This window comes from Streptomyces sp. SAS_270 (assembly GCF_052543295.1).
The window spans coordinates 22,450-41,892 of record NZ_JBMNDS010000070.1; the positions used below are offsets into that span (position 1 = coordinate 22,450).

At 68.4% G+C, this 19,443-nt stretch carries 18 protein-coding genes and 5 pseudogenes; 10 read left to right on the forward strand and 13 right to left on the reverse strand.

Annotation, left to right across the window (positions count from 1 at the left end):
• Positions 1 to 95: 95 nt before the first annotated feature.
• A complete protein-coding gene (locus ACN6LB_RS34315; protein ID WP_445029245.1) occupies positions 96 to 872 on the forward strand; it encodes a polysaccharide deacetylase family protein in 777 nt (258 codons plus the stop codon).
• Positions 873 to 1,327: 455 nt separating this feature from the next.
• Here the strand turns inward: ACN6LB_RS34315 and ACN6LB_RS34320 are convergent.
• Positions 1,328 to 1,448 (reverse strand): annotated as a pseudogene (locus ACN6LB_RS34320) (IS5/IS1182 family transposase); the annotation flags it as partial.
• Between the two features lie 225 nt (positions 1,449 to 1,673).
• Between ACN6LB_RS34320 and ACN6LB_RS34325 the strand changes: the two are divergent.
• Positions 1,674 to 3,152 carry a helix-turn-helix domain-containing protein gene (locus ACN6LB_RS34325; RefSeq protein ID WP_445029246.1) on the forward strand — a complete coding sequence of 493 codons (1,479 nt, stop codon included), beginning with the start codon at positions 1,674 to 1,676 and terminating at the stop codon, positions 3,150 to 3,152.
• Positions 3,153 to 3,301: 149 nt separating this feature from the next.
• Positions 3,302 to 3,895 (forward strand): peptidoglycan-binding domain-containing protein, encoded by a 594-nt coding sequence (locus ACN6LB_RS34330; protein WP_445029247.1) that lies wholly within the window; start codon positions 3,302 to 3,304, stop codon positions 3,893 to 3,895.
• A gap of 330 nt (positions 3,896 to 4,225) precedes the next feature.
• Here the strand turns inward: ACN6LB_RS34330 and ACN6LB_RS34335 are convergent.
• Positions 4,226 to 4,626, reverse strand: a pseudogene (locus ACN6LB_RS34335) (transposase); the annotation flags it as partial.
• Positions 4,627 to 5,143: 517 nt separating this feature from the next.
• Here ACN6LB_RS34335 and ACN6LB_RS34340 point away from each other — a divergent pair.
• Together ACN6LB_RS34340 and ACN6LB_RS34345 are read left to right on the forward strand one after the other, a co-directional pair.
• Positions 5,144 to 6,580, forward strand: a complete 1,437-nt coding sequence (locus tag ACN6LB_RS34340; protein ID WP_445029248.1) for a carboxylesterase family protein — start codon at positions 5,144 to 5,146, stop codon at positions 6,578 to 6,580.
• Positions 6,581 to 6,631: 51 nt separating this feature from the next.
• Positions 6,632 to 7,140, forward strand: a pseudogene (locus ACN6LB_RS34345) (zinc-binding dehydrogenase); the annotation flags it as partial.
• A gap of 63 nt (positions 7,141 to 7,203) precedes the next feature.
• On the opposite strand, the pseudogene ACN6LB_RS34350 reads toward ACN6LB_RS34345, so the two are convergent.
• Positions 7,204 to 8,180 (reverse strand): annotated as a pseudogene (locus ACN6LB_RS34350) (helix-turn-helix domain-containing protein).
• A 142-nt stretch (positions 8,181 to 8,322) separates the two neighbouring features.
• On the opposite strand from ACN6LB_RS34350, the gene ACN6LB_RS34355 reads away from it, so the two are divergent.
• The 4 genes from ACN6LB_RS34355 (at position 8,323) to ACN6LB_RS34370 (ending at position 10,768) form a co-directional block, all read left to right on the forward strand.
• Positions 8,323 to 8,718 carry an MmcQ/YjbR family DNA-binding protein gene (locus tag ACN6LB_RS34355; protein ID WP_445029249.1) on the forward strand — a complete coding sequence of 132 codons (396 nt, stop codon included), beginning with the start codon at positions 8,323 to 8,325 and terminating at the stop codon, positions 8,716 to 8,718.
• Positions 8,715 to 9,083, forward strand: a complete 369-nt coding sequence (locus ACN6LB_RS34360) for an MmcQ/YjbR family DNA-binding protein (protein WP_445029250.1) — start codon at positions 8,715 to 8,717, stop codon at positions 9,081 to 9,083. The genes ACN6LB_RS34355 and ACN6LB_RS34360 overlap by 4 nt, the downstream gene beginning before the upstream one ends.
• 202 nt (positions 9,084 to 9,285) lie before the next feature.
• Entirely contained in the window at positions 9,286 to 10,041 is a 756-nt protein-coding gene (locus tag ACN6LB_RS34365) for an SDR family oxidoreductase (RefSeq protein ID WP_445029251.1), read from the forward strand.
• A 40-nt stretch (positions 10,042 to 10,081) separates the two neighbouring features.
• Positions 10,082 to 10,768 (forward strand): TetR/AcrR family transcriptional regulator, encoded by a 687-nt coding sequence (locus tag ACN6LB_RS34370; protein WP_445029252.1) that lies wholly within the window; start codon positions 10,082 to 10,084, stop codon positions 10,766 to 10,768.
• Positions 10,769 to 10,897: 129 nt separating this feature from the next.
• Here ACN6LB_RS34370 and ACN6LB_RS34375 read toward each other — a convergent pair whose 3' ends face one another.
• From ACN6LB_RS34375 to ACN6LB_RS34395, 5 genes are all read right to left on the reverse strand, one after another.
• Positions 10,898 to 11,263, reverse strand: coding sequence for a hypothetical protein (locus ACN6LB_RS34375; protein WP_053679687.1), 366 nt, complete (start codon positions 11,261 to 11,263; stop codon positions 10,898 to 10,900).
• A complete protein-coding gene (locus ACN6LB_RS34380) occupies positions 11,260 to 11,523 on the reverse strand; it encodes a hypothetical protein (RefSeq protein WP_445029253.1) in 264 nt (87 codons plus the stop codon). Before ACN6LB_RS34380 ends, ACN6LB_RS34375 begins: the two co-directional genes overlap by 4 nt.
• Before the next feature lie 218 nt (positions 11,524 to 11,741).
• The gene (locus tag ACN6LB_RS34385; protein ID WP_445029254.1) at positions 11,742 to 11,984 is read right to left on the reverse strand and encodes a helix-turn-helix domain-containing protein; all 243 of its coding nucleotides are present in this window, start codon (positions 11,982 to 11,984) and stop codon (positions 11,742 to 11,744) included.
• Positions 11,984 to 12,475: a DUF2975 domain-containing protein gene (locus ACN6LB_RS34390; protein ID WP_445029255.1), complete on the reverse strand. Its 492-nt coding sequence runs from the start codon at positions 12,473 to 12,475 to the stop codon at positions 11,984 to 11,986. The genes ACN6LB_RS34385 and ACN6LB_RS34390 overlap by 1 nt, the downstream gene beginning before the upstream one ends.
• A 97-nt stretch (positions 12,476 to 12,572) precedes the next feature.
• A complete protein-coding gene (locus ACN6LB_RS34395) occupies positions 12,573 to 14,684 on the reverse strand; it encodes a SpoIIE family protein phosphatase (RefSeq protein WP_445029256.1) in 2,112 nt (703 codons plus the stop codon).
• 406 nt (positions 14,685 to 15,090) lie between these two features.
• Here ACN6LB_RS34395 and ACN6LB_RS34400 point away from each other — a divergent pair, with 406 nt between their 5' ends.
• On the forward strand, positions 15,091 to 15,627 hold the full coding sequence (locus ACN6LB_RS34400; RefSeq protein WP_445029257.1) for a GNAT family N-acetyltransferase: 537 nt from the start codon (positions 15,091 to 15,093) through the stop codon (positions 15,625 to 15,627).
• A 40-nt stretch (positions 15,628 to 15,667) separates the two neighbouring features.
• Here ACN6LB_RS34400 and ACN6LB_RS34405 read toward each other — a convergent pair.
• From ACN6LB_RS34405 to ACN6LB_RS34425, 5 genes and pseudogenes are all read right to left on the reverse strand, one after another.
• Positions 15,668 to 15,805: pseudogene (locus ACN6LB_RS34405) on the reverse strand (IS5-like element IS4811 family transposase); the annotation flags it as partial.
• A gap of 47 nt (positions 15,806 to 15,852) precedes the next feature.
• On the reverse strand, positions 15,853 to 16,230 hold the full coding sequence (locus tag ACN6LB_RS34410; RefSeq protein WP_445029258.1) for a hypothetical protein: 378 nt from the start codon (positions 16,228 to 16,230) through the stop codon (positions 15,853 to 15,855).
• Positions 16,227 to 16,808 carry an RNA polymerase sigma factor gene (locus tag ACN6LB_RS34415; protein WP_445029259.1) on the reverse strand — a complete coding sequence of 194 codons (582 nt, stop codon included), beginning with the start codon at positions 16,806 to 16,808 and terminating at the stop codon, positions 16,227 to 16,229. The genes ACN6LB_RS34410 and ACN6LB_RS34415 overlap by 4 nt, the downstream gene beginning before the upstream one ends.
• 407 nt (positions 16,809 to 17,215) lie before the next feature.
• Complete coding sequence (locus ACN6LB_RS34420) at positions 17,216 to 18,730, reverse strand: sensor histidine kinase (protein ID WP_445029260.1); 1,515 nt, start codon at positions 18,728 to 18,730, stop codon at positions 17,216 to 17,218.
• A complete protein-coding gene (locus tag ACN6LB_RS34425; protein WP_445029261.1) occupies positions 18,717 to 19,397 on the reverse strand; it encodes a response regulator transcription factor in 681 nt (226 codons plus the stop codon). Before ACN6LB_RS34425 ends, ACN6LB_RS34420 begins: the two co-directional genes overlap by 14 nt.
• Positions 19,398 to 19,443: the final 46 nt, after the last annotated feature.

Sequence of the window (19,443 nt, forward strand, 5' to 3'; positions counted from 1 at the left end):
TGGCAGGTCAGTTGAACACGCTGCACGCGAGTGTCCTGGCTCACAATCGAGGACCGCTGGGCAACCCTTTGGGCGCTGAACTACTCTCTTTGCGAGTGAACATCCTGAAGAGGCGGCCTCGCCTGCTCATACTCCTGACCCTGGCCGTGGCGGCAGCCGTAACGGTGACCGTGGTCATGATCATCCAGGCGAACAAGATGAAGACGGTCTCTCCGAGCGAGGAGCGCGACCGGGCCGCGTCAGGACGAGGCGTACCGTCGGGACAGGTGGACTGCCGGAAGGTCAAGTGCATCGCGCTCACCTTCGACGGCAACCCGGGTGAACCCACCGACCGGTTGATGGATCTCCTGAAGGAGTACAAGGCGCCGTCGACGTTCTTCCTTGAGGGCCGGCGCATCCACAAGTTCCCGGATGTGGTGCGACGGATCGCCAAGGACGGCCACGAAATCGGGGACCACACCTGGACCCACGCGGTGCTGACGGACGTCTCCGATGCGCAGATCCGCGACGAGCTGACCCGCACGGAACGGGCCATCTCCGGAATCACCGGCGGCAAGGTGACGCTGATGCGCCCGCCGCAGGGCCGCACCGACGACCGCGTCTCCAAGGTCTCGAAAGAACTGGGGATGGCGCAGGTGCTGTGGACGGTGACCGCGAAGGATTACGAGACGGACGACACCGCGCTGATCACCAAGCGCGTGCTCGAGGGCGCCGACCGCGACGGGATCATTCTGCTCCACCCCCTGCACAAGGGCACCGTGCCTGCCATGCCGTCCATCCTGAAGGCACTCAGGAAGCAGGGCTACACCTTCGTGACCGTCTCCCAGCTGCTCGCTCCGAGCAAGGCCGAGCCCGGCAAGATCTACAAGTGACCGCCCGGATACACGAAGCGTCGCTGGTTCCCGTCAGCTGTTCCTAGTCGGTGAGCAGGAGTGAGTCTTGGACTCACTCCTGCTCGTTGCTGGCATCCCGGACGGTCTTGGATGTCCAGGTCGCCCGCGTTCGCTCCGCGTCCGGCGGCATGGATCGTGTCTGGGGCCTGGGGCCTGGGGCCTGGGGGGTGCGGGGGCGGGGTTCCTCACGCCAAGGGCTGTCTCTACCCTGTCCGGAGCGGGACTGCGCAGTTCCCGCAGGTTGCGGAGCCGTGGCAGAGCGGCCCATTGCGATCGGCGTGAGCGAGGCCCCTCTCACGCCGACTGATGGGGAGCGGGCGGGCCTGCCCCCTTCCCGTCCGCGGGTTCGAATCCCGTCGGCACCGCAGCCGCCCAGCACCACGCCGCGTTGCGATGATCAGGGACCGTGACGTCACAAGGGGTGCGACCGAGATACGCGGCAGGCGGCGATGCAGGACGAGGATGCCGTAGGTCTGCTCCACCACCCACCGTTTGGGCTGGGGCTCGAACCCCTTCGGCCGAGTTCCGCTTGACGATCTCGACGTCCATAACCAGCTGGTCTACCCACCGCTGACCACTCGCCAGAACAACCGTGGTCGGAGCCGTTGTGGCCAGGGTTTGCAGATAGGTGGAAGGTTTCACCTTAGGATCTGGCGCTGCATGAGCGGGCCGGCCAGGCGCTCAAGGAGCACCGCACGAAGATCCACCGGTACTTCAGGTTCCGAGGGCGCGTGCTGGCTGACCCGGACAAGGCGGCCGACAAGGTGATGGGGGAGAGGCGTGCCGACACCTCAGGTACTCGATGAGTTGCTGCGTCAGCTGAGGCTTCGTGTCGGCCAGGATGCCGATCTTGATTCGCAGACGCTGATTGACTGGTTGGGGCGGCAGCTCGGCGCGGAGATCGCCCTGGTCGACCGCGCGGGCAAGGTGGAGGTCTCCACTGCCCGGCTTACGCCGGACGTTCTTACCGGTATCCAGCTGGTGCTGACGCAGTTGTCAAGCGGACAGTTGGCCGCTGCGGCCTCGCAGGTGGGCGTGTTCCATGTGCGGTGCGAAGCGTTGGGACGGCAGGTGCCGCGTCCGGTGCTGGTGGTGGCCAGCTCGTTACCGCTGACGCGGGAGTCGCTGGCGCTGGCGTCCCATGTCGGCGTCATGATCGAGGTGTTGCGACGAGCCCGGCAGGCCGACGACCTGGCGCTCCGCTACCAGCAGGCGGCAGCGCGGCTGCGCCTGGCGGTCCTCGGGGCCATGATGGCTGGAGAACTGACGCTGGCCCGCCGGATGACGGCCGGTGCCGTTCCGCCGTTGCTGGACGCTGAACGTCTGCGCATCCATCTGCTGCGCTGCCCGCCCTCAGACCGCGGCAGGCTCATCGACGCCTACCAGGATGCGTCCGGCTATCACGGTCGCGGCTTGATGGTGCGTTGCCCCGTCTACGACGACCACCTCATCTGTCTCCTGCCCATGGACCACGACGGCGACAGCGCGGACGGCAGCCTGGCCGCGCCCTTACGGGCGCTGGTGCGAGACAACCCTGACTACGCGCTGGGCATCAGCGCCCCCGTGCCCCTGCCGGCCACCGCGCGGGCCTACGATCAAGCCCGCCATGCCCTGGCCGTCGCCTGCCACACACCCGACCGGGTAGCCGACTACCACACCCGGCCACCGCTGGCGGGACTGCTCCCCCGTCAACAAGCCCTCGCCTGGGCCCGGGCCTTCCTGGAGCCGATCAGGGAAGCCCCCCGTCTCACCCTCGACATCACCAGCCTTGCCCTGAACTTCCCCCGCTCCGGTGTGGCACGGCTGCTCGACATCAGCCGCAACACCGTCACCGCCCACCTGACGCGTGCCCAAGACGCCCTCGGCCTCAACCTGCAGGACCCCCGCAGCCGCGCCGAGCTCGCCCTGGCCCTGGCGATCACCGACCTCCCGCCACCTGACAACAACGCCGTAACCGAGCATGTACCGACGCCTTCGGTGGACAGTCTGCTGTCCACCGAAGCGGCCATCACCTGGGCCCACGCCTTCCTCCAACCCCTGCAGCCCGGCACGGACCGCACCGTGCACCAGACCCTGCGAGCCTGGATCGAAGCCGGCACCGATGCCCAGCGAACGGCCCAAACCCTCGGCATCAGCCGCACCACCGTTCGCGCCCACCTGCGCACCGCCGAACAATTCCTGAAACGCAGCCTCCAGACCCCAGGCCTCGGCACCCACGACCTCGTCCACGCGTTCCGCATCGCCGACCGTGCACCGTGAACAGCCGCAACCCCGCAACTGCGCACCGTGCGCTTTGCCCGCCACCCACAGCCCTCGCTACCTTCTGTTCCACCCGGCCTGCGATGACTGTCCGCAGGGCAGGGTGATGCTCGTCATTACGTGCACCATCTCAATGGGGGAGCAACTGCATGAACTTCCGTACCAAGCAGGCCCGTATGGCCTCGGCCGCGATCGGCGCCTTGGCGGCGACGATCCTGGCGGTCAGCACGACGCCCGCCTCGGCCGCCGCGTCCGACGGGTACATCAGCGGCGCCGGTTCGATCTACGACGACTTCGGTGACGAGGGCACCCTGTCCACAACCTCGTACTCGCATTCCAGCGCGACCTGCTTCTGGCAGAACGTCCTCTACGCCGAGGGCGCCATGAAGAACTCCGAATACCGCTTCGCCAAGTCCGACATCGACGGCGAATTCGGCTCCAAGACCAAGTTCGCCACGCGGAACCTGCAGAGCCGCTGGGGCCTGACCATCGACGGCATCGTCGGCAAGGGCACCATGAGCAAGCTGGACGCGAAGCGGACCTGGCTGCCGGACGTCGACGGGGGCATCTGGACGGGCCATCTGAAGTACGAGAGCACTACCGACACCGGGCTCATCGTGGCCACCTACTACGGCAAGTACCACAGCTTCGACGTGTGGCGTGGGGATTCGGGCCGCTGGACCTTCGAAGACGTGAGTACCGGCGTATACAGCAAGGCCAGCTACAGGGAGAACGACTGCTGACGTACGGTCCGCCGGTCTTCCCGGCCGCTTCCCTCAGGGGGCGGCCGGGCAAGGCCGGCCGCTGTCCGCGGCCTCCTGCTCGTCATCACCGAGCCCCATGCTCAGCACTGTCGAGGGAGTTGGACACACCGGAGGGCTGGAAGGCCGAGCTCATCCGGGAGAGGAACGTTGTCTCACCGTGGTCGAAGATCCGCTACGCGATGCCGATGCGATCCCTCCGCAGCAGCTGACCGCGCACGCGCCCGAGGGGCATGAGGCGGATACGGCGCCGTTCCTGTTCGCATTCCACGGCGCGCGGCGTGCCTACGGGCCCGATCTGCATGTCGCGGACGAGGCCGCGTCGGTGACCGCGTGCACGCTGACCGCGACCTGGCAGTTGGCCTGCTTGCCCAAAGCGCCGCAGTACTGGTGGGCGACGCCGACCGACATCCTGCCGTCCTTGGGGAACGACACGTCATCGACCGCCCAGGCGTCCGGGCCGATCCGCTGGGCGATCCGCCGGCGCACCGGATCCCAGGTGGACTGGTTTACGAACTGCTGCAGGTTCTGCTCGTTGCCGTCCGGCCGCCGCAAGGCATGGCCTGGATGGACTTGCGGCGGCCGTCCGTCATCAGTCCCCGCAGATAGCAGTCGCTCTTGGCCCGCTGGTCCTTGCGCGGCACCGAGGCGAACACATCCGCCACGAATAACGTCAACGCCGCCCGAACACGATTGACTTCATGTACGTCCACACACTCCTCATGCCCCTGAACACGGCCGGCAGGCAGACCTAACGGAGTCCTACTAGCCCTGTTGAGCAACCCGAGGTCGAGAGCCTGGTGCGCCATGGCGCGGAGGAGATGGCCCGACAGCGGGCGTCGCCGGAGCGGGCGGCCAGCTTGTCGAAGGCCATCCACCCGGAGAGGTACGCCCCTTCGGCGGCGGCGGAGTACATGTCGCGACGCACTCGGTCGTCGGGGAACTTCCCCACCAGGTGGCGGGCGACATCGGAACGGCTCCCGGGGTCGCACACGGAGTCAATCGAACCCTCCCCGACATACCGCTTCCACAGCTGGTCACTGACCGACTATGCACAAGGGTGCAAGAGGAGGAGGAGCAGACAAGTGTCGCCTGGTGACCATCGGGTGGCCGCTGTGCGGCAGGTTATTTGTGGGGGCACAGGACATGCTTGGGGAGCGTCACTGTAAGCAGCCACTAGCCGACACACCGCGCGAAATATCCCGACCGCGCCGGAAGGAATCTCACGCCATGACCGCGACCGCGCCAAAGGCTCCGACTGCACCAGGGGTGCGGTTCTGGTGGGGAATCCCGTTCGCCACCGCCGAGCGATACCGCCGCCCCGTGGTCGCGGATTTCGATCCGGACCGCCCCTATGACCGCAAGGGCGTCGTCTCTGTCCAGCCCGACAGCGGCGACTGGCTCGAAGCGGACAGCGGGATGGGCGAGGACTGCCTGAACCTGAACGTGTGGGCTCCCGAGCAGCCGGCCGGGAAGGCGCTGCCGGTGGCCGTGTACATCCATGGCGGCGGATTCGAGTACGGAGCGAACACGCAGACCACCTCGAACGCCGCCGGTCTCGCCGCGACGGGACGCGTGGTGAGCGTGTCGGTCAACTACCGGCTCGGCGCACTGGGCGCGCTCTCGCTCTCCCAGTACGGCGGGCGGCTCGCCGAGGCCAGCAACCTCGGCCTGCAGGACGTCATCGCCGCGCTTACCTGGGTCAAGCAGAACATCGCCCACTTCGGTGGCGACCCCGACCAGGTCACCGTGTTCGGCCACAGCGCCGGCGCCTACACCACCCTCGGGCTGCTCGGGGCCTCCTCCGCAGACGGCCTGTACCGGCGCCTGGCCGGGTTCTCCGGCGCGTCCTCGCGTATCGTCCCGGCCTGGTGGGCCGAGGAGCTCGCGGAGCGGTTCGTCACGGAACTCGGTGTCGGGGGCAACACCGACAAGCTGATCGATCTCGACGCGGCCTCCCTGGTGGCCGCCCTGCGCAAGGTCTGTCCGACGGATCTCGGAGTCCGGGGCGGCATGTACAACAAGAGCCTCGGCGTCGTCCTGGACGCCGAACAGCCCGGCGGCGTGTTGCACGCCCACCCCCTGGACGTCCTGGCCTCGGGCTCGCACCGGGACATCGACGTCCTCCTGAGCACGGCCGGCGACGAGATGGGCTGGTGGGTGGCGAACGACCTCGACCGGTTCGACCCGCACACCGTCGACCGTGTCACCGACGAACTCGCGGGGTGGCGCATTCCCCGCTCCCGCGCCAAGAGGATCGTCGACGTCTACGACCAGGGCGGCCGCACTCCTGCCGAGGTCCGCGCTGCGCTCCTGACGGACTACATCTTCACGCTCCCCGCAGCCCGCGGCGCTCTGGCCCACGCCGCCGCCGGCGGCAACGCCCATCTCCTCATGATCGGGCCCGCCGAGGGCTCGCCCGCCGTGCACGGCACTGAGATGTACGCCCTGGTCGGCCAGGAACAGCCGGGCCGCAGCCCCGAACAGGCCGCCCGTGACACGCGTGTCCGCGACATCGTCCTCGACTTCGTCACCGGCGAGCAGACCCGCCTGTGGCCCGCCGTCACGGACCGGCCCACCTCGGGAAGTGTCGTCAACCCGCCCTACGAGCCCAGCGCCCACTACCAGGCAGTCCTCGACCTGTTCGAGAACATCGCCCGCCCCTGACGGCCTTCGGACGATACGGAACAGCGTAGGGCCACCACGGGCTGATCACCTGGGCTGAGCGCGGCCACGATCGTGAAGGACCTCGGAGCCACCGTACTGTCCGCCACCCGCAGCCCGCAGAGGGTCGGGGAACTGTGGGCCGCGGGCGTCGACCATCCCCTCGTCGACAGCGGCATGATCGCCGACCAGGTGAGCGAGCTGATGCCGGAGGGCGTCGACGCCGTACTGGAGTTGGTGGGCTGCTCGGTCCTCGCCGACACCCTCCGTACCGTCGGCCGGCACGGCACGGTCTGCTTCACCGGAGCCCTGGCGGGCCAGTGGACGATCTCCGATTTCACCCCGTTCATGATCCCCACGGGGTGCGGCTGACGTCGTACGGCGGTCAGGCAGCCGATCTCCCGGCCGACGTCCTTGCCCGCCAGCTCCAGGCCATCGCCGCAGGGCGCCTCAAAGTCCCGGTCGCGAAGGTCTATCACGGCCTGGAACAGGTCCGTGACGCCCAGGCCGACGTCGAGTCCGCCACCACGCCGGGCAAGCACGTCGTCGTTCTGGACGACTGAGACCTGGGCAACTGAGAGCCAACGACCAACCGCCCCCGCTGGGCGATGGTCGACAACGGCCGGTCAGAGCATCCGTAAGAGGAACTGACGGAGGAATGGCTTCCGTTGTGCGTCGGTCCTCACTTCTGGGCTGCGAAGGCGGCCGGGGTCAGACCGGTGCGGTCGCGGAAGAAGCGGCCGAAGTTCGCGGGATCGGTGAAGCCGAGGTGGACGGCCACAGCCCGGGCATCCCACTTGGCGGCTCCCAGCAGGCGCCGGGCTTCCAGGAGGCGCCGCTCGTCGATGAGTTCACGTACTCCCTTGCCGGTGGCGTCCCGGGCGGCGCGGCTGAGGGTGCGGACCGAGCAGTCGAGCAACTCGGCGTAGTCCGCGGCTTGGTGCAGTTCGCGAAAGTGGAGCTCCAAGGCGTCCAGGAAGCGTCCGTACCTGTCGGCGCGGCCCGTATCGGCCGTGGCCGTGCCGATGGGGGCGATGCCCGGAGAGTTGGCCAGGCGCAGCAGCAGCGATTCGAGCAGACTGCGTCGCAGGGCATGGTGGATGTCGAGGGGGCGGCGCCCCAGTGAGCGGTGTTCGTCCAGGAGTTGGAGTGCGGTCTGCTGGAGCCATGCGGCGTCGTCGGGGTGCGGGGTGAGCACGGCAGGGGCCTCGTGCGCGGTGAGCGGGGCCAGGAGACGGGCGAGGTCGGGCCGCAGCACGTCCGGTTCGAACAGGATGAACGGGCCGCGGGCCGCGCCGGGCGGATGCCAGCGCTGCGCGTGCCCGGGACGCACCCACAGCCACTGGCCGGGGGCGACGGTCCGCGTGACGTGGTCGACGTCGTGCCGCAGCTCACCCTCGGTGACGGCGATGAGGTAGTGGAAGGTGGCACGGCCCGGACGGGGCGGGTTCCACGGCCAGTCGTCGTGCTGGGCGAAGAAATCCTCGACGGTACTCACCTCGAGGCCGTACGGAGTACCGACCGGGGGCTGGAAACCGTACAGCGGAACCGCAGCTGGTCCGGCCTGCTTGCTCGGCCCGGAGTGTCGCTTGTCGACCATCACGTGTCCGCAGCCTACCGCCCTTCTGGTCGGCTTCGACGGAAGGATGGGACGTGAGGATGGGACGTGCCACCGCGCCCGCGTGGCGCGCCCTCCGCCTCCTTCGATGCCGCAGCCCGTCACCACCTGAGAGGGTTCACCACCCATGAACGGATCGGCCCTGCACAAGACCGCCGCCGACTGCGCGGAGGAACTCCCCGGAGCCCAGCTGGAGCACCCCTTCGGGCCCGACTGGGAGGTCTTCAAGGTGCGCGGCAAGGTGTTCATGCTGATGACCGAAGTCCCGGGGCGGCCCGTCGTGATCCTCAAGGCGGACCCCGGCGAGGCCCACGCCCTGCGGGAGCAGTACAGCCAGATCACCCCCGGCTACCACATGAACAAGAGGCACTGGATCACCCTGGAGAGCGGAGAAGGTGTCGACAAGGAGCTCGTCAGGGAGCTCGTCACCGACTCCTACCGGCTCGTCGTCGCCCACCTGCCCAAGGCCGAGCAGCCCGTCGACCCGCACACCTACGGCACCGGCGCACGGGCGGCCCGGTGAACGCGCCCGGTGACCGGCTCCAGGACACCGCCCGCCAGGCGGCCCTGGCCCTCCCCGACGTCAGCCACGGCTACCCCTTCACGCCGGCACTCGACGTGTACAAAGTCGCGGGCAAGGTGTTCCTGATCGTCACCGACGACCCGGACGAACAGATCATCACGGTCAAGTGCGAACCCGAACACGCCCGCGCGCTGGAACGCGGCCACGCCTCGATCACACCGGGCCGCTACCTCGACAAACGCCACTGGATCTCACTGGGGCCGGGCGCCGGCATCACCGAGCGGCTGATCACCGACGCGGTCGAGGACTCCTACGACTTGGTCGCCGAGCGGCTGCTGCGACGCGATCGCCCCGGTACCCGATGAGCGCCGCGAACTTCCCCGCGAAGGGCTGAGTCCTCGCTCATCAGCGTCCCGTGCAATGGCTGGCCCACACCTTCTCCGGCGTGGCCGAACCGTCCAGATCGGCGAAGGTAAGTGGATTGACTTGCCTTAAGGGCCGTGCGGGAGTTACCTTCGCATGGTGAGTCCATCGACTTACCTTACGCCTCGGCAAGGAACAATCAACATGAATCGTCTTACGGGCAAGCGTGCCCTCATCACCGGCGGCACGAGCGGGATAGGCCTGGAGACCGCGCAGCGTTTTATCGCGGAGGGGGCCGACGTGCTGGTCACGGGCGTAACCCCGGCCAGCATCGACAGGGCGCGGCAGATCCTCGGGGAGAAGGTGCCGGTGGTGCAGGCCGATGCGCGCGATCTTGATGCGCAGCGCGGCCTGGCGGAGCGGGTGCGTGAGCACTTCGGGGAGCTGGACGTGGCATTCCTGAACGCCGGCGTCTCGGACTGGCGGCCGTTCGAGGACCACACGGAGGACAGCTACGACCGGCTCTTCGACATCAACGTCAAGAGCGTCTTCTTCCTCACCCAGGCCCTGGTGCCCGTGCTGGCCAACCCGTCCTCGGTCATCCTCAACGCGTCCAACAGCGCGCACGGCGGCTACGGGCAGTCGAACGCCTACGCTGCGACGAAGGCGGCCGTCAGCTCCCTGATGCGGTCGTGGAACGCGGACCTGCTCAGGTCGCACGGCATCCGGTTCAACGCGGTCAGCCCCGGCCCGGTGGACACCCCGCTCTACTCCAAGCTCGGCATCGAGGACCCCACGGTGCAGGCGGCGGTCCTGGACGGGATCAGCGCCGGCATCCCGCTGGGTCGCATGGGTATGCCCGAGGAGGTCGCGGAAGCCGTCGTGTACCTGGCCTCCGACGTCTCCGCCTTCGCTGTGGGCCAGGACCTTATCCTGGATGGAGGCCAGACCGTCCTCTGACAGCGAGGATGCGGCCGGGAGACGGGCGAGGGGCGTGGGCATGTCGGTGGCGGACCGAGCGGAAACCGATGGCGATGTGTGCCAGGCCGGGTATCACGCGCAGATCAAAGCGGAGAACCGCGCGCGCATCATCCGCGCCGCCCGCGACCTCTTCCTCGCCCGGGGATACGACAAGACCTCCCTGGCCCAGATCGCCAGGGCGGCCGGCGTCTCCACCGGCACCCTCTTCAAGCGTTACCCCTCCAAGGCTGCGCTGTTCGCGGCCGTCACCTCCGAGCAGTGGCAGCTGGATGTGGAGTACGCAGAACCGCCCCCGCCCGGTGATCCCCGGTACGGTCTGGACCACATCGGCCGTGACTACGCCTGCCTGGTTGGGCGGCCCGGCACGGCGGCGCTGTACCGCCTCATCATCACCGAACTTCCCCAGATGCCGGAACTCGCCGATATCGTCGGCACCGGCTTCGCCACCGACCGCGGGCCCTTCTTCGACCGGCTCCGCGACTATCTGGAGGCCGAAGCGCAGGCCGGCACACTCGACTTCCGTTCGGCCGACGGACAGCCGCAGTCGGCATCCGGCGTGGCCGAACAGTTCCTCGGCATGATCTGCGGCCAGTTCCTGTGGCCTCAACTCGTACGGACCGACTTCGTCCCGCCCGACCCCGCCGACGCCGCGATCGTGGACGAAGCCGTCGCCCTCATGCTCGCCCGCTACCGCACCGGATCCTGAACTCCGGACTACCAGTTCACGCTGCCAGGACCTCGATACGTCGCCCTACTGGGGCGAGTGCAGGTCTGGGTGACGCGCCCGACAACGAATACGGGCGAGCGCGGCCGGCGTGAGTTCGTGGCGGGTGGCTCAGCTCGTCCAGGCTTTGATCTGAGCGGCGACCTCCCGGACCGGCAGCCCGTCCCGGGCGGCGCGGGCCAAGGGGAGAACGGTGTCCAGGCCGGGGCTCACAGGGAGTCCGCACGCCGACAGGTACGCCGCGGTCACCGTCGCCGCGAAGAGCAGGTTCCGCACCTCCAGGCTGGGGTTCCTCGCCAGTTCGCACAGCAGCGCGGCAGCCTTGTGATGGGGCTCGGGATAGACCTCGCGGTCCAGGACCTCTGCCCGATGACGTGCTTCCGCGGCTACGGGCACGCCGTAGTCGACGACCTGAGGGTCCCCCGGGATCTGCTGTGCCACAGCCAAGATCCAGGCGAGGTCGATCCGCAGATTCACGCGGCGTCCTTCGGCGCGGTCCGCGCCGGCCCCTCCGGGAGACCGGGGTACCGGTCCTCACCGAATTCCGCCTCGAACTCCGCGGCGTACGAGGCCAGGAACGCCGTGGCACCGGCCATGAAGGCGGCACGTGACTCGTTCACATCCTGCTCGATCAAATCAGCCACGTACCCCTGCAGGCTCAAACCGCGGCGCTTGGCCCTGGCCTCGGCGGCTGCCTTGACGTCCTCATCCAGGCGGATATTCGTCTGCTTTCCCATACCCCCACCATAGCTAGGTGCCGGTACCAGCACCTAGCAAAGGGGCAGACTTGTCACCTGACGGTCACCGCACGGAGTGTCCTGCCTCCGCCGTGTTCCTCCTTGTCGAGTAATCCGGGCTGGTGGTGCAGGAAGCGGCCGAACCGCTGCTCGCAGATCGGCGATCCAGGTCCATTCGGTCCACGCGCCGTGTCACGGGCCGGTGGTGCCAGGCGTTCTCACGTCTGCGCTGGGGCAGGTGATGTGCCGACGGCGTCCTCGGCCTCCCAGCGCAGCAGGTCGCCCGGCTGGCACTCGAGCACTTCGCAGAGCGCGGCGAGCGTCGCGAAGCGCACCGCCTTGGCGCGGCCGTTCTTGAGTACCGCGAGGTTGGCGGGAGTGATCCCCACGCGTTCCGCGAGCTCGCCCACGGACATCTTCCGCCGGGCCAGCATCACGTCGATGTCGACGGCGATCGGCATCAGATCACCTCGTCCAACTCGGCCTGCATCTGCGACGCTTCGACATCGCGTGCAACGGCCTGGGCGAGCAGCATCCGCAGCAGGAGCACGATGAGCGCGACCCCCAGGATGGCCAAGCCGACCCCGCCCATGATGACGGTGACGCCCGGGTCGTCGCGCTGGCCCGGAGCGTTGATGGCCGTGACCGCGAACCACAGCAGGGCAGCCGCCACGATCGCGCCGATCACGGCGTCGACGTACCGGAAGGCGGCGTGGGAGAACACGGTTCCGCGTCGCACCATCGTCACCAGCCGCCATACGCAGACCAGGGCGACCTGGGCCGACACCATGCCCAGGGTCGTGATCACGCGCAGCGGGGTCAGCGGGAGCGACCCGTCCTCGGGGTCGCTCCCGCTGACCAACGTCCACACCATCAATGCCTGTACGAACACGGTGCCGGCGAGCACCACCACGAGCACGGCGCGCAGCGCGCCCACGGTCAGCTTTCCCATGACCCACCCTTCCATCGACTTCCGATGGGAATCTATCGATATTCGATAGGTGAGGCAAGGGTTGACGTCCGTGGGACTACTCGGCTGACGAGAGCCGCTACGGGCAACGCTGCGGTTCCTGTGCGAACGGGCGTGCGCGGGCGATCAGTAGCGCGACGTCGTCGTGGTTGTCGGGGTGGCGGAGGTTGTGCAGGAGCCGGTCGCAGGTTTCTTCCAGCGGGGAGTCGGGTGCCTCGAGCAGGCGGAGGAGGGTGTTGAGGCGTTCGTCGATGGGGTGGTGGCGGGTTTCGACGAGCCCGTCGGTGTACAGGACCAGTCGGTCGCCGGGGGAGAGGCGGAAGGTGGTGGTTTCGAAGGGGACGCCGTCGACGCCGAGGGGGGTGCCGGTGGGCAGGTCGAGCAGTCGGGGGCGGGCGCCGCTGTGGACCAGGACGGGGGGCAGGTGGCCGGCGTTGGCGATACGGCAGGTGGCGTCGTGCGGGTCGTAGGCGGCGTAGAGACAGGTGGCGATGTACGGGTCCAGTCCGGAGGTGATCGTGTCGAGTTGCTCGAGGACGCGGGCGGGGCCGAGGTCGAGGCCGGCGAAGGCCGCGGTGGCGGTGCGCAGACGGCCCATGGTGGCGGCGGCGTCGATGCCGCTGCCCATCACGTCGCCCACGACGAGGGCCGTCTTGTCCCCGCCGAGGGGGAGGACGTCGTACCAGTCGCCGCCGATCTCATAGGCGGCCTGTGCAGGCAGGTATCGGGAGGCGACCTGCAAGCCGGGCAGCTCCGGTGGGTGTTCGGGCAGCAGGCTGCGCTGGAGAGTTTCGGCGGCGTTGCGCATTCTCTGATGCGTACGGGCGTTGTCGAGGCACACCGCTGTGCGGGAGGCCAGCTCGGAGGCGATGGCGAGGTCGTCCTCGTCGAACGGCTGCGGATCGCGGGCGCGGGCGATCCCCAGGAAGCCGAGGACGGCGCCGCGGGCGGTGAGTGGGACGGCCAGGTAGGAATGCACTCCGGCCCGGGCGAGCAGGGTGGCGGCGTCCTCGTCGCGAGCGATGTGCGTCAGGTCGTTTCCGTCGGCATGGCGGACGAGGATGGGCCGGCCGGTGCGCACGCATCGGGTGGCCAGGCGGTCGGCGTCGTACGTGGCGATCTCGCCGGGCGCATCGGCGGCCTGGAGGGCCTCAGTGGGATAGGCGGCCTTCACTGCCAGGGCACGGAAGAGTGCGGGCCCGGCTCTGGTGGCGGGACGGTGCTCGTCGATGGCGGAGTCGAGGACGTCGACGGTGACCACGTCAGCGAACTCGGGCACGGTCACCTCGGCCAGCTCCCGGGCGGTCTGCTCCACCTCCAAGGTGGTGCCGATGCGGGCTGAGCCGTCGGCGATCAGCGCCAGGCGCCGCCGTGTCTCAGTGGCCTCCATCGCCGACTGGTACCGCTCGGTGACGTCCACCACCAGCTCAGCCACTCCCAGCACCCGGCCCTGGGTGTCCTCGAGCCGGTACACCGAGATCGACCAGGCGTGTTTGTGCCCGGGGTCGGCCCGGGTGCGGCCGACGATGGGGGCCTGGTCGACCAGCGGGTGCCCGTTGCTGAGGACCTGCCGTATCGCAGTCTCGGCTTCCTCGAACTCTTCGGCGCTCATGACCTCGCGGTAGCGGCGACCGAGGTGATCGGTCGCGGGAATGCCGTGGATGTGTTCCAGGGTGGGATTGACTGCCACGTACCTGAGATCGGTGTCGAAGATCGCCACGCCGATGGGGGACTGGGAGATCAGCCGGGTGGACAGGGCGACGTCCCGCTCCAGCTCGCGCAGGGTGGCGGAGTCGGTGCCGAGCCCGAGGGCGTAGAAGTCGCCGCGGTCGTCGAGCAGCCGCATGTTGCGCAGTTCCACCGACCGAGTGTTGCCGTCCTTGCACCGGATGGGGAACGTGCCGCCCCAGCTCTGGCCGGTCTTCATGACCTCGGCGAACGTCTTGATCACCCAGTCGCTGTGGTCTTCGTGGACGAGCAGCCGGGCGGCGTACTGCCCGAGCGCTTCGTGCGCGGTGTAGCCGAACAGGGCTTCGGACTGCGGGCTCCACAGGACGACCCGGCCGTCGGCATCCAGCAACACCGCCGCGACACCGAGCAGGTCCATCAGTCCGCTCGGCGCCGAGGGCTCATTCTGCCGCCAGGTGCCTGCCCGGTCGAGGCCCGCAGAAGGCCCTTCGGCTTCGCTCATCGCGGCACTCCTTCCACCCGCCGACACGGGGCCATCCGCCGGCCTGGAGCGCGGCCTGTCTGCGTCGGCAGGCGCCTGGACTTCCATAGTCCCCCGGACCACCGGAGAGCACACCGTCAATACGGTGCCAACTGGTATGACGCACGATGGTTTGCCCGTACTCACCCGAACTGTTGCGCGAGTATCAGGTGCGGCGGGTGTGTGCGGGGTGCATGTGCGTAGTCGAGCACGAGCGGCGCGACATCGGCGACGGTGCTGTGCAGTCGTCGCAGGTCTCCGGACGCCGCCCAATCCTTCGGACGGCATCCGGGCACCGGATGGGGCGGGTCCGGCTGTCCTCGCGCTCACTCAGCGGGTGTTTTTTGAACCCATAGTCCTGTCTGACTTCAGTTGACAAGATCAACTCATGAGACTGCACTCGGTGTCCTTGGACAAGATCGCGTTTGATGACTGGCAGGCCATTCACTCGTGGGCCTGTCTCCCAGAGGCCTGTCGTTTCCAGCCTTGGGGACCAAACACTGAGGACCAGACACGCGATTTCGTGAAGGCCGCAGTCGAGGCTTGGTCGAGCACACCCCAGCAGAGGTTCGCCCATGTAGCGCGCCTCGGGGACGACGTTGTCGGTGTGGGCGAGCTGCATGTCCGCAGTCACACGCAGCGCCAGGGCGAGATCTCCTACATTGTCCATCCTCGGGTATGGGGGCAAGGCATTGGCACAGGAATCGGGCGCCAGCTACTCTCTCGCGGCTTCGTTCAGTTGGGGCTTCATCGCATCTTCGCCACCTGCGACCCGCGGAATCTCGGCTCCGCCAGAGTGCTGGCCAAGCTCGGTATGACCTATGAGGGGCGCCTTCGACACACGGCATGGATACGGGACGGCTGGCGGGACTCCCTGACGTTCAGCATTCTCGAAGAGGAATGGCGTGCTGAGGACTCGGAGTGATGCCGACGTAGAGAAGGTCGGTTCACGAAGCGGAGCCGCGCTTCTTGGTCCAGTTGTCGGTGCGGGGGCTCTTGCGGGTGAGGCGTCGGGTCATCGTGGTGATGAGTGCCCAGTTCAGGTGCACTTCGGAGTGCTGGGGCAGGCGTTCGTAGTCGCGTGCGTTGCGGCGTGCATGCAAGCCAGTACGCACCAGTTCGCGGCCCACGCCGAATGGAGGTGGCCTGGTCACCTGGGAACAGCAGGGACGCTGATTTCGGCTGGCGGCTCGTTGGCGGCACTTGGTGCCGGGCGCGCCTTGAGAGTGCAGATGCCGTCCACACACTGGCGCTCCATGCGGCCGCGGGAAATGGTCTGCGCCAGGCCGACCATCCAGCAGGTGGGGCAGCCGCGGAAGGCGATCAGGGCCAACGGGGCCGCCAGCAGGGTGGCCGGGCCGGCAACGGGCAGCAGGCCGATCGAGCCGATGATCAGCCCGAAGCCGATGGCGCCGCGCGTCAGGTGGCGCGGGACGGACTTGCTGGCGAAGTTCGACTCGGGAGCCGCGGACTGTGTGGTGGCTTGGGCCTTCGCCTCGTGCGCGGGCTTCACGGTGGTCACGGTCATGAGGCTTCTCCGACTGATTGATCGGCAACTTCATCGGTCACTGCGAGGGAGTGACGCAGCGCTGCGCGTGCTCTGTGCAGCCGAGATTTCATCGCGGCGTTGCTCAGACCGAGCGAATGGGCGACGCTCTTGCCCGGCAGGCCCTGAACATCCCGCATGATCAGGATCTGCCGCTGGTCACGAGGGAGGGCACAGACCGCGGCCGCGATCCGCTCCACCTCCAGTCTGTGCAGCACCGCGTTCTCGGCGGACGGTTCCGCTGACGCTTCCGGTTCGACCGACTGCTCGTTGCTCCGCGAGACGAGCAGTCGTACCTGCCGGAGGCATTCATTGCGCACGATCCGGAACATCCATGAGGCGAGCGCTCCGGTGGCCCGCAAGGTGCCGATCTTTCGGTAGAGGATGATCAGCGCCTCCTGTGCTGCGTCCTCCGCATCCTGCGGTGAGGCGCACAGCGATATGGCGAACTTGCGCACATGAGGCTGCGATCTCACGACGACGGCGGTGAGCGAAGTGACGTCGCCGTCCTGAGCGGCCTTGATCAGCCGCTCGTCCGGCCAGGGGAAGTGCTGGTTCATGTGCTCCTCATCCTCGGAAGGCGTCCTGTGCAGGCTCTGGTCAGCTTCGGCTCTTGTAGCGCCGAATCAAGTGCCAGCTGCACGCGCCCACGAGCAGGGCTCCGATCACTACGAGGCTGGTGACCATCATTGGTTGTTCCTCCCGGTTCCGCCGGCCCGTTCGGCCGGTACACAGATAAGAGGCAGGGAGGTCCGGAAAGGATTCACCTCCCGGCGCTGTCGCACAGTTTCGTGGACCGCAGCTGGGCACGGCCGATCCTCCACCGGTCGTCCACAGCAGCCGCCCATTGACATCAGGCAGGGCGATGACCAGCAGCCCGTGCCCGTTGGTGCTTGCCCGCCCAGCGGCGTCTCATCGTGGCCGGTGCGACCGCGGTGAAGGACGTCAGTTCTCGCGGTGAAGCGCGCTATTTCCCGGCTGGCGTGGCGGCTCGGGGAAGGCGTAGCTGGAAGCATGCTCCGAGGGTCCGGGGGGTGAGGGTGAGGGTTCCTCGGTGGCGGTGGGCCAGGTCGCGGGCGATGGCGAGGCCCAGGCCGGTACCGCCGTGGTCGCGGGAGCGGGCGTCGTCGAGCCGGACGAAGCGTTCGAAGATGCGCTCGGCGTCCTCGGCGGGCACGCCCGGTCCGTCGTCGTGCACCGTGAGGACGACCCAGGCGTCCTCGTTTCGGATGGTGATCTGGATGCGGTGTGCGGCGTGGCGGGCGGCGTTGTCGATGAGGTTGCGCAGCAGCCGTTCGTACTCGTCGGGGTTTCCGTGTGCGTGTGCGGGGGCGGTGCTGTCGCAGGTGAGGGTCAACGGTCGTTCGGTGAGGGGGTATTGCTCGGTCAGCCGGGAGGCGAGGGCTGCCAGGTCGACGGTTTCGGGGTCGGCTGTGGGAGTGCGGGTGTCGAGGCGGGCGAGGAGCAGCAGGTCTTCGGCGAGGGCCTGGAGGCGGCGGGTCTGTCGTGCGGCGGTGGTGGCCGCGGCGGGCCAGTCGGTGCGTTCGGGGTAGGCGAGCGCGACTTCCAGGCTGGCCAGCAGTGTGGTGAGGGGGCTGCGCAGTTCGTGGGCGGCGTCCGCGACGAAGCGGCGTTGCTGGGCGGCGGCGTTGTCGAGGCGTTGGAGGGTGGTGTTGATGGTGGTGGCCAGGGCGGTGATCTCGTGTCCCGTGGCGGGGACGGTGACGCGTTCGCGGGGGTCGCTCGCGGTGACCGAGGCGGTGAGGACGCGGATGGCTTCGACCGGCCGCAGCGCGATGCGGACGGCGAAGTAGGCGACGGCGGCGATCAGTACGAGGCCGACGAGCCCGGCCCGCAGCAGCAGGAGGTCGGTGGTTTCGGTGATTGTCTCGGCGATGTCCTCGCCGGCGTGCGGGAGCACCACCACATGGACCCGCAGTTGGGCGTCGGCGGCGATACCCAGAGCGGCGACTTTTTCGTTGCTCAGTTCATCGGCCCTGACATCGCAGTACATGACCAGGTAGGTCCCACCGTCCTTGCCGAACAGGTCCCCGGGCTTGGAGTCGTGGCGCGCTGGTAAGCGCATGGGAAGGGTCGTATAGCCCCAGCCTGACGACTCGTCATCTGGCGGGGCGGGCAACTCGGCCTTCGGCGGGGCGGGCAGCACATGACGGGTGCCGGGATCGAGTTCCTCCATGCCTCCGCCGTAGGCGACAGCGGCGCGGCGGCCGGTCGCGACGACCTCGTACGGCACGGTGCTTCTGCGAACGGGAACCACACCCTCCTCCAGCTGATCGACGAGAGCCCGGAGCTGTGCCTGCGCCTGCCCTTCGGCGATCTGCGTGCTCTGACGGTAGACATCGTGGTGAACCCACCAGCCGATGCCGACCAGGATGACGGCGGCGGTCGCGGCGACGGCCAGAGCCGTGCGGGCTCGCACTGAACGCGGCCACCAGCGGCGTCGCGGTTCAGTCGCGTTCACGGTCGTCCACCAGCCGGTAGCCGGTGCCTCGTACGGTCTGCAGTGACTGCCGGTGGAACGCGGCGTCCACCTTCTTGCGCAGCGCGCTGACGCGCGCCTCCACCAGGTTGGGATCCTCGGCTTCGTCGGGCCACGCGTGGTAGAGCAGATCCGTTTTGGAGACCGCCTGTCCCGCACGGCGGGCGAGTAGCTCCAGCACGGCGAACTCCCTGGGGGTGAGGTCCACCCGGGTCCCGGCCCGGCGGCAGACCCGGCCGGCGACGTCCAACGAGAGGTCGCCCACGGCAAGGACGGGCGGGGCGACGGCGGCGGCTCGTCTGACCAGGGCCCGCAGCCGTGCGACGAGCACCATGTAGGAGAAGGGCTTGGCCAGGTAGTCGTCGGCCCCCGTGTCCAGGGCCTCTGCCTGGTCCCAGTCCCCGTCCTTGGCGGTGAGTACGAGGATGGGGGTCGCGTTGCCCTCCCGGCGCAACTGGGCGCAGACCTTGTAGCCGTTGAGCCCGGGCAGCATCAAGTCCAGTACGACCAGGGCGTATTCGCCGGTCCGCGCCATCCACAGCCCCTGCCGGCCATCATGCGCGAGGTCGACGCTGTAGCCCTCGGCGGTCAGACCGGTGTGCAGGGTGTGGGCAAGGTCCACCTCGTCTTCGACCACCAGGATGCGCATGGGGTGCAGCCTCGCACAGCGCCGGCCCGCCTTCCTGATCGGCCGG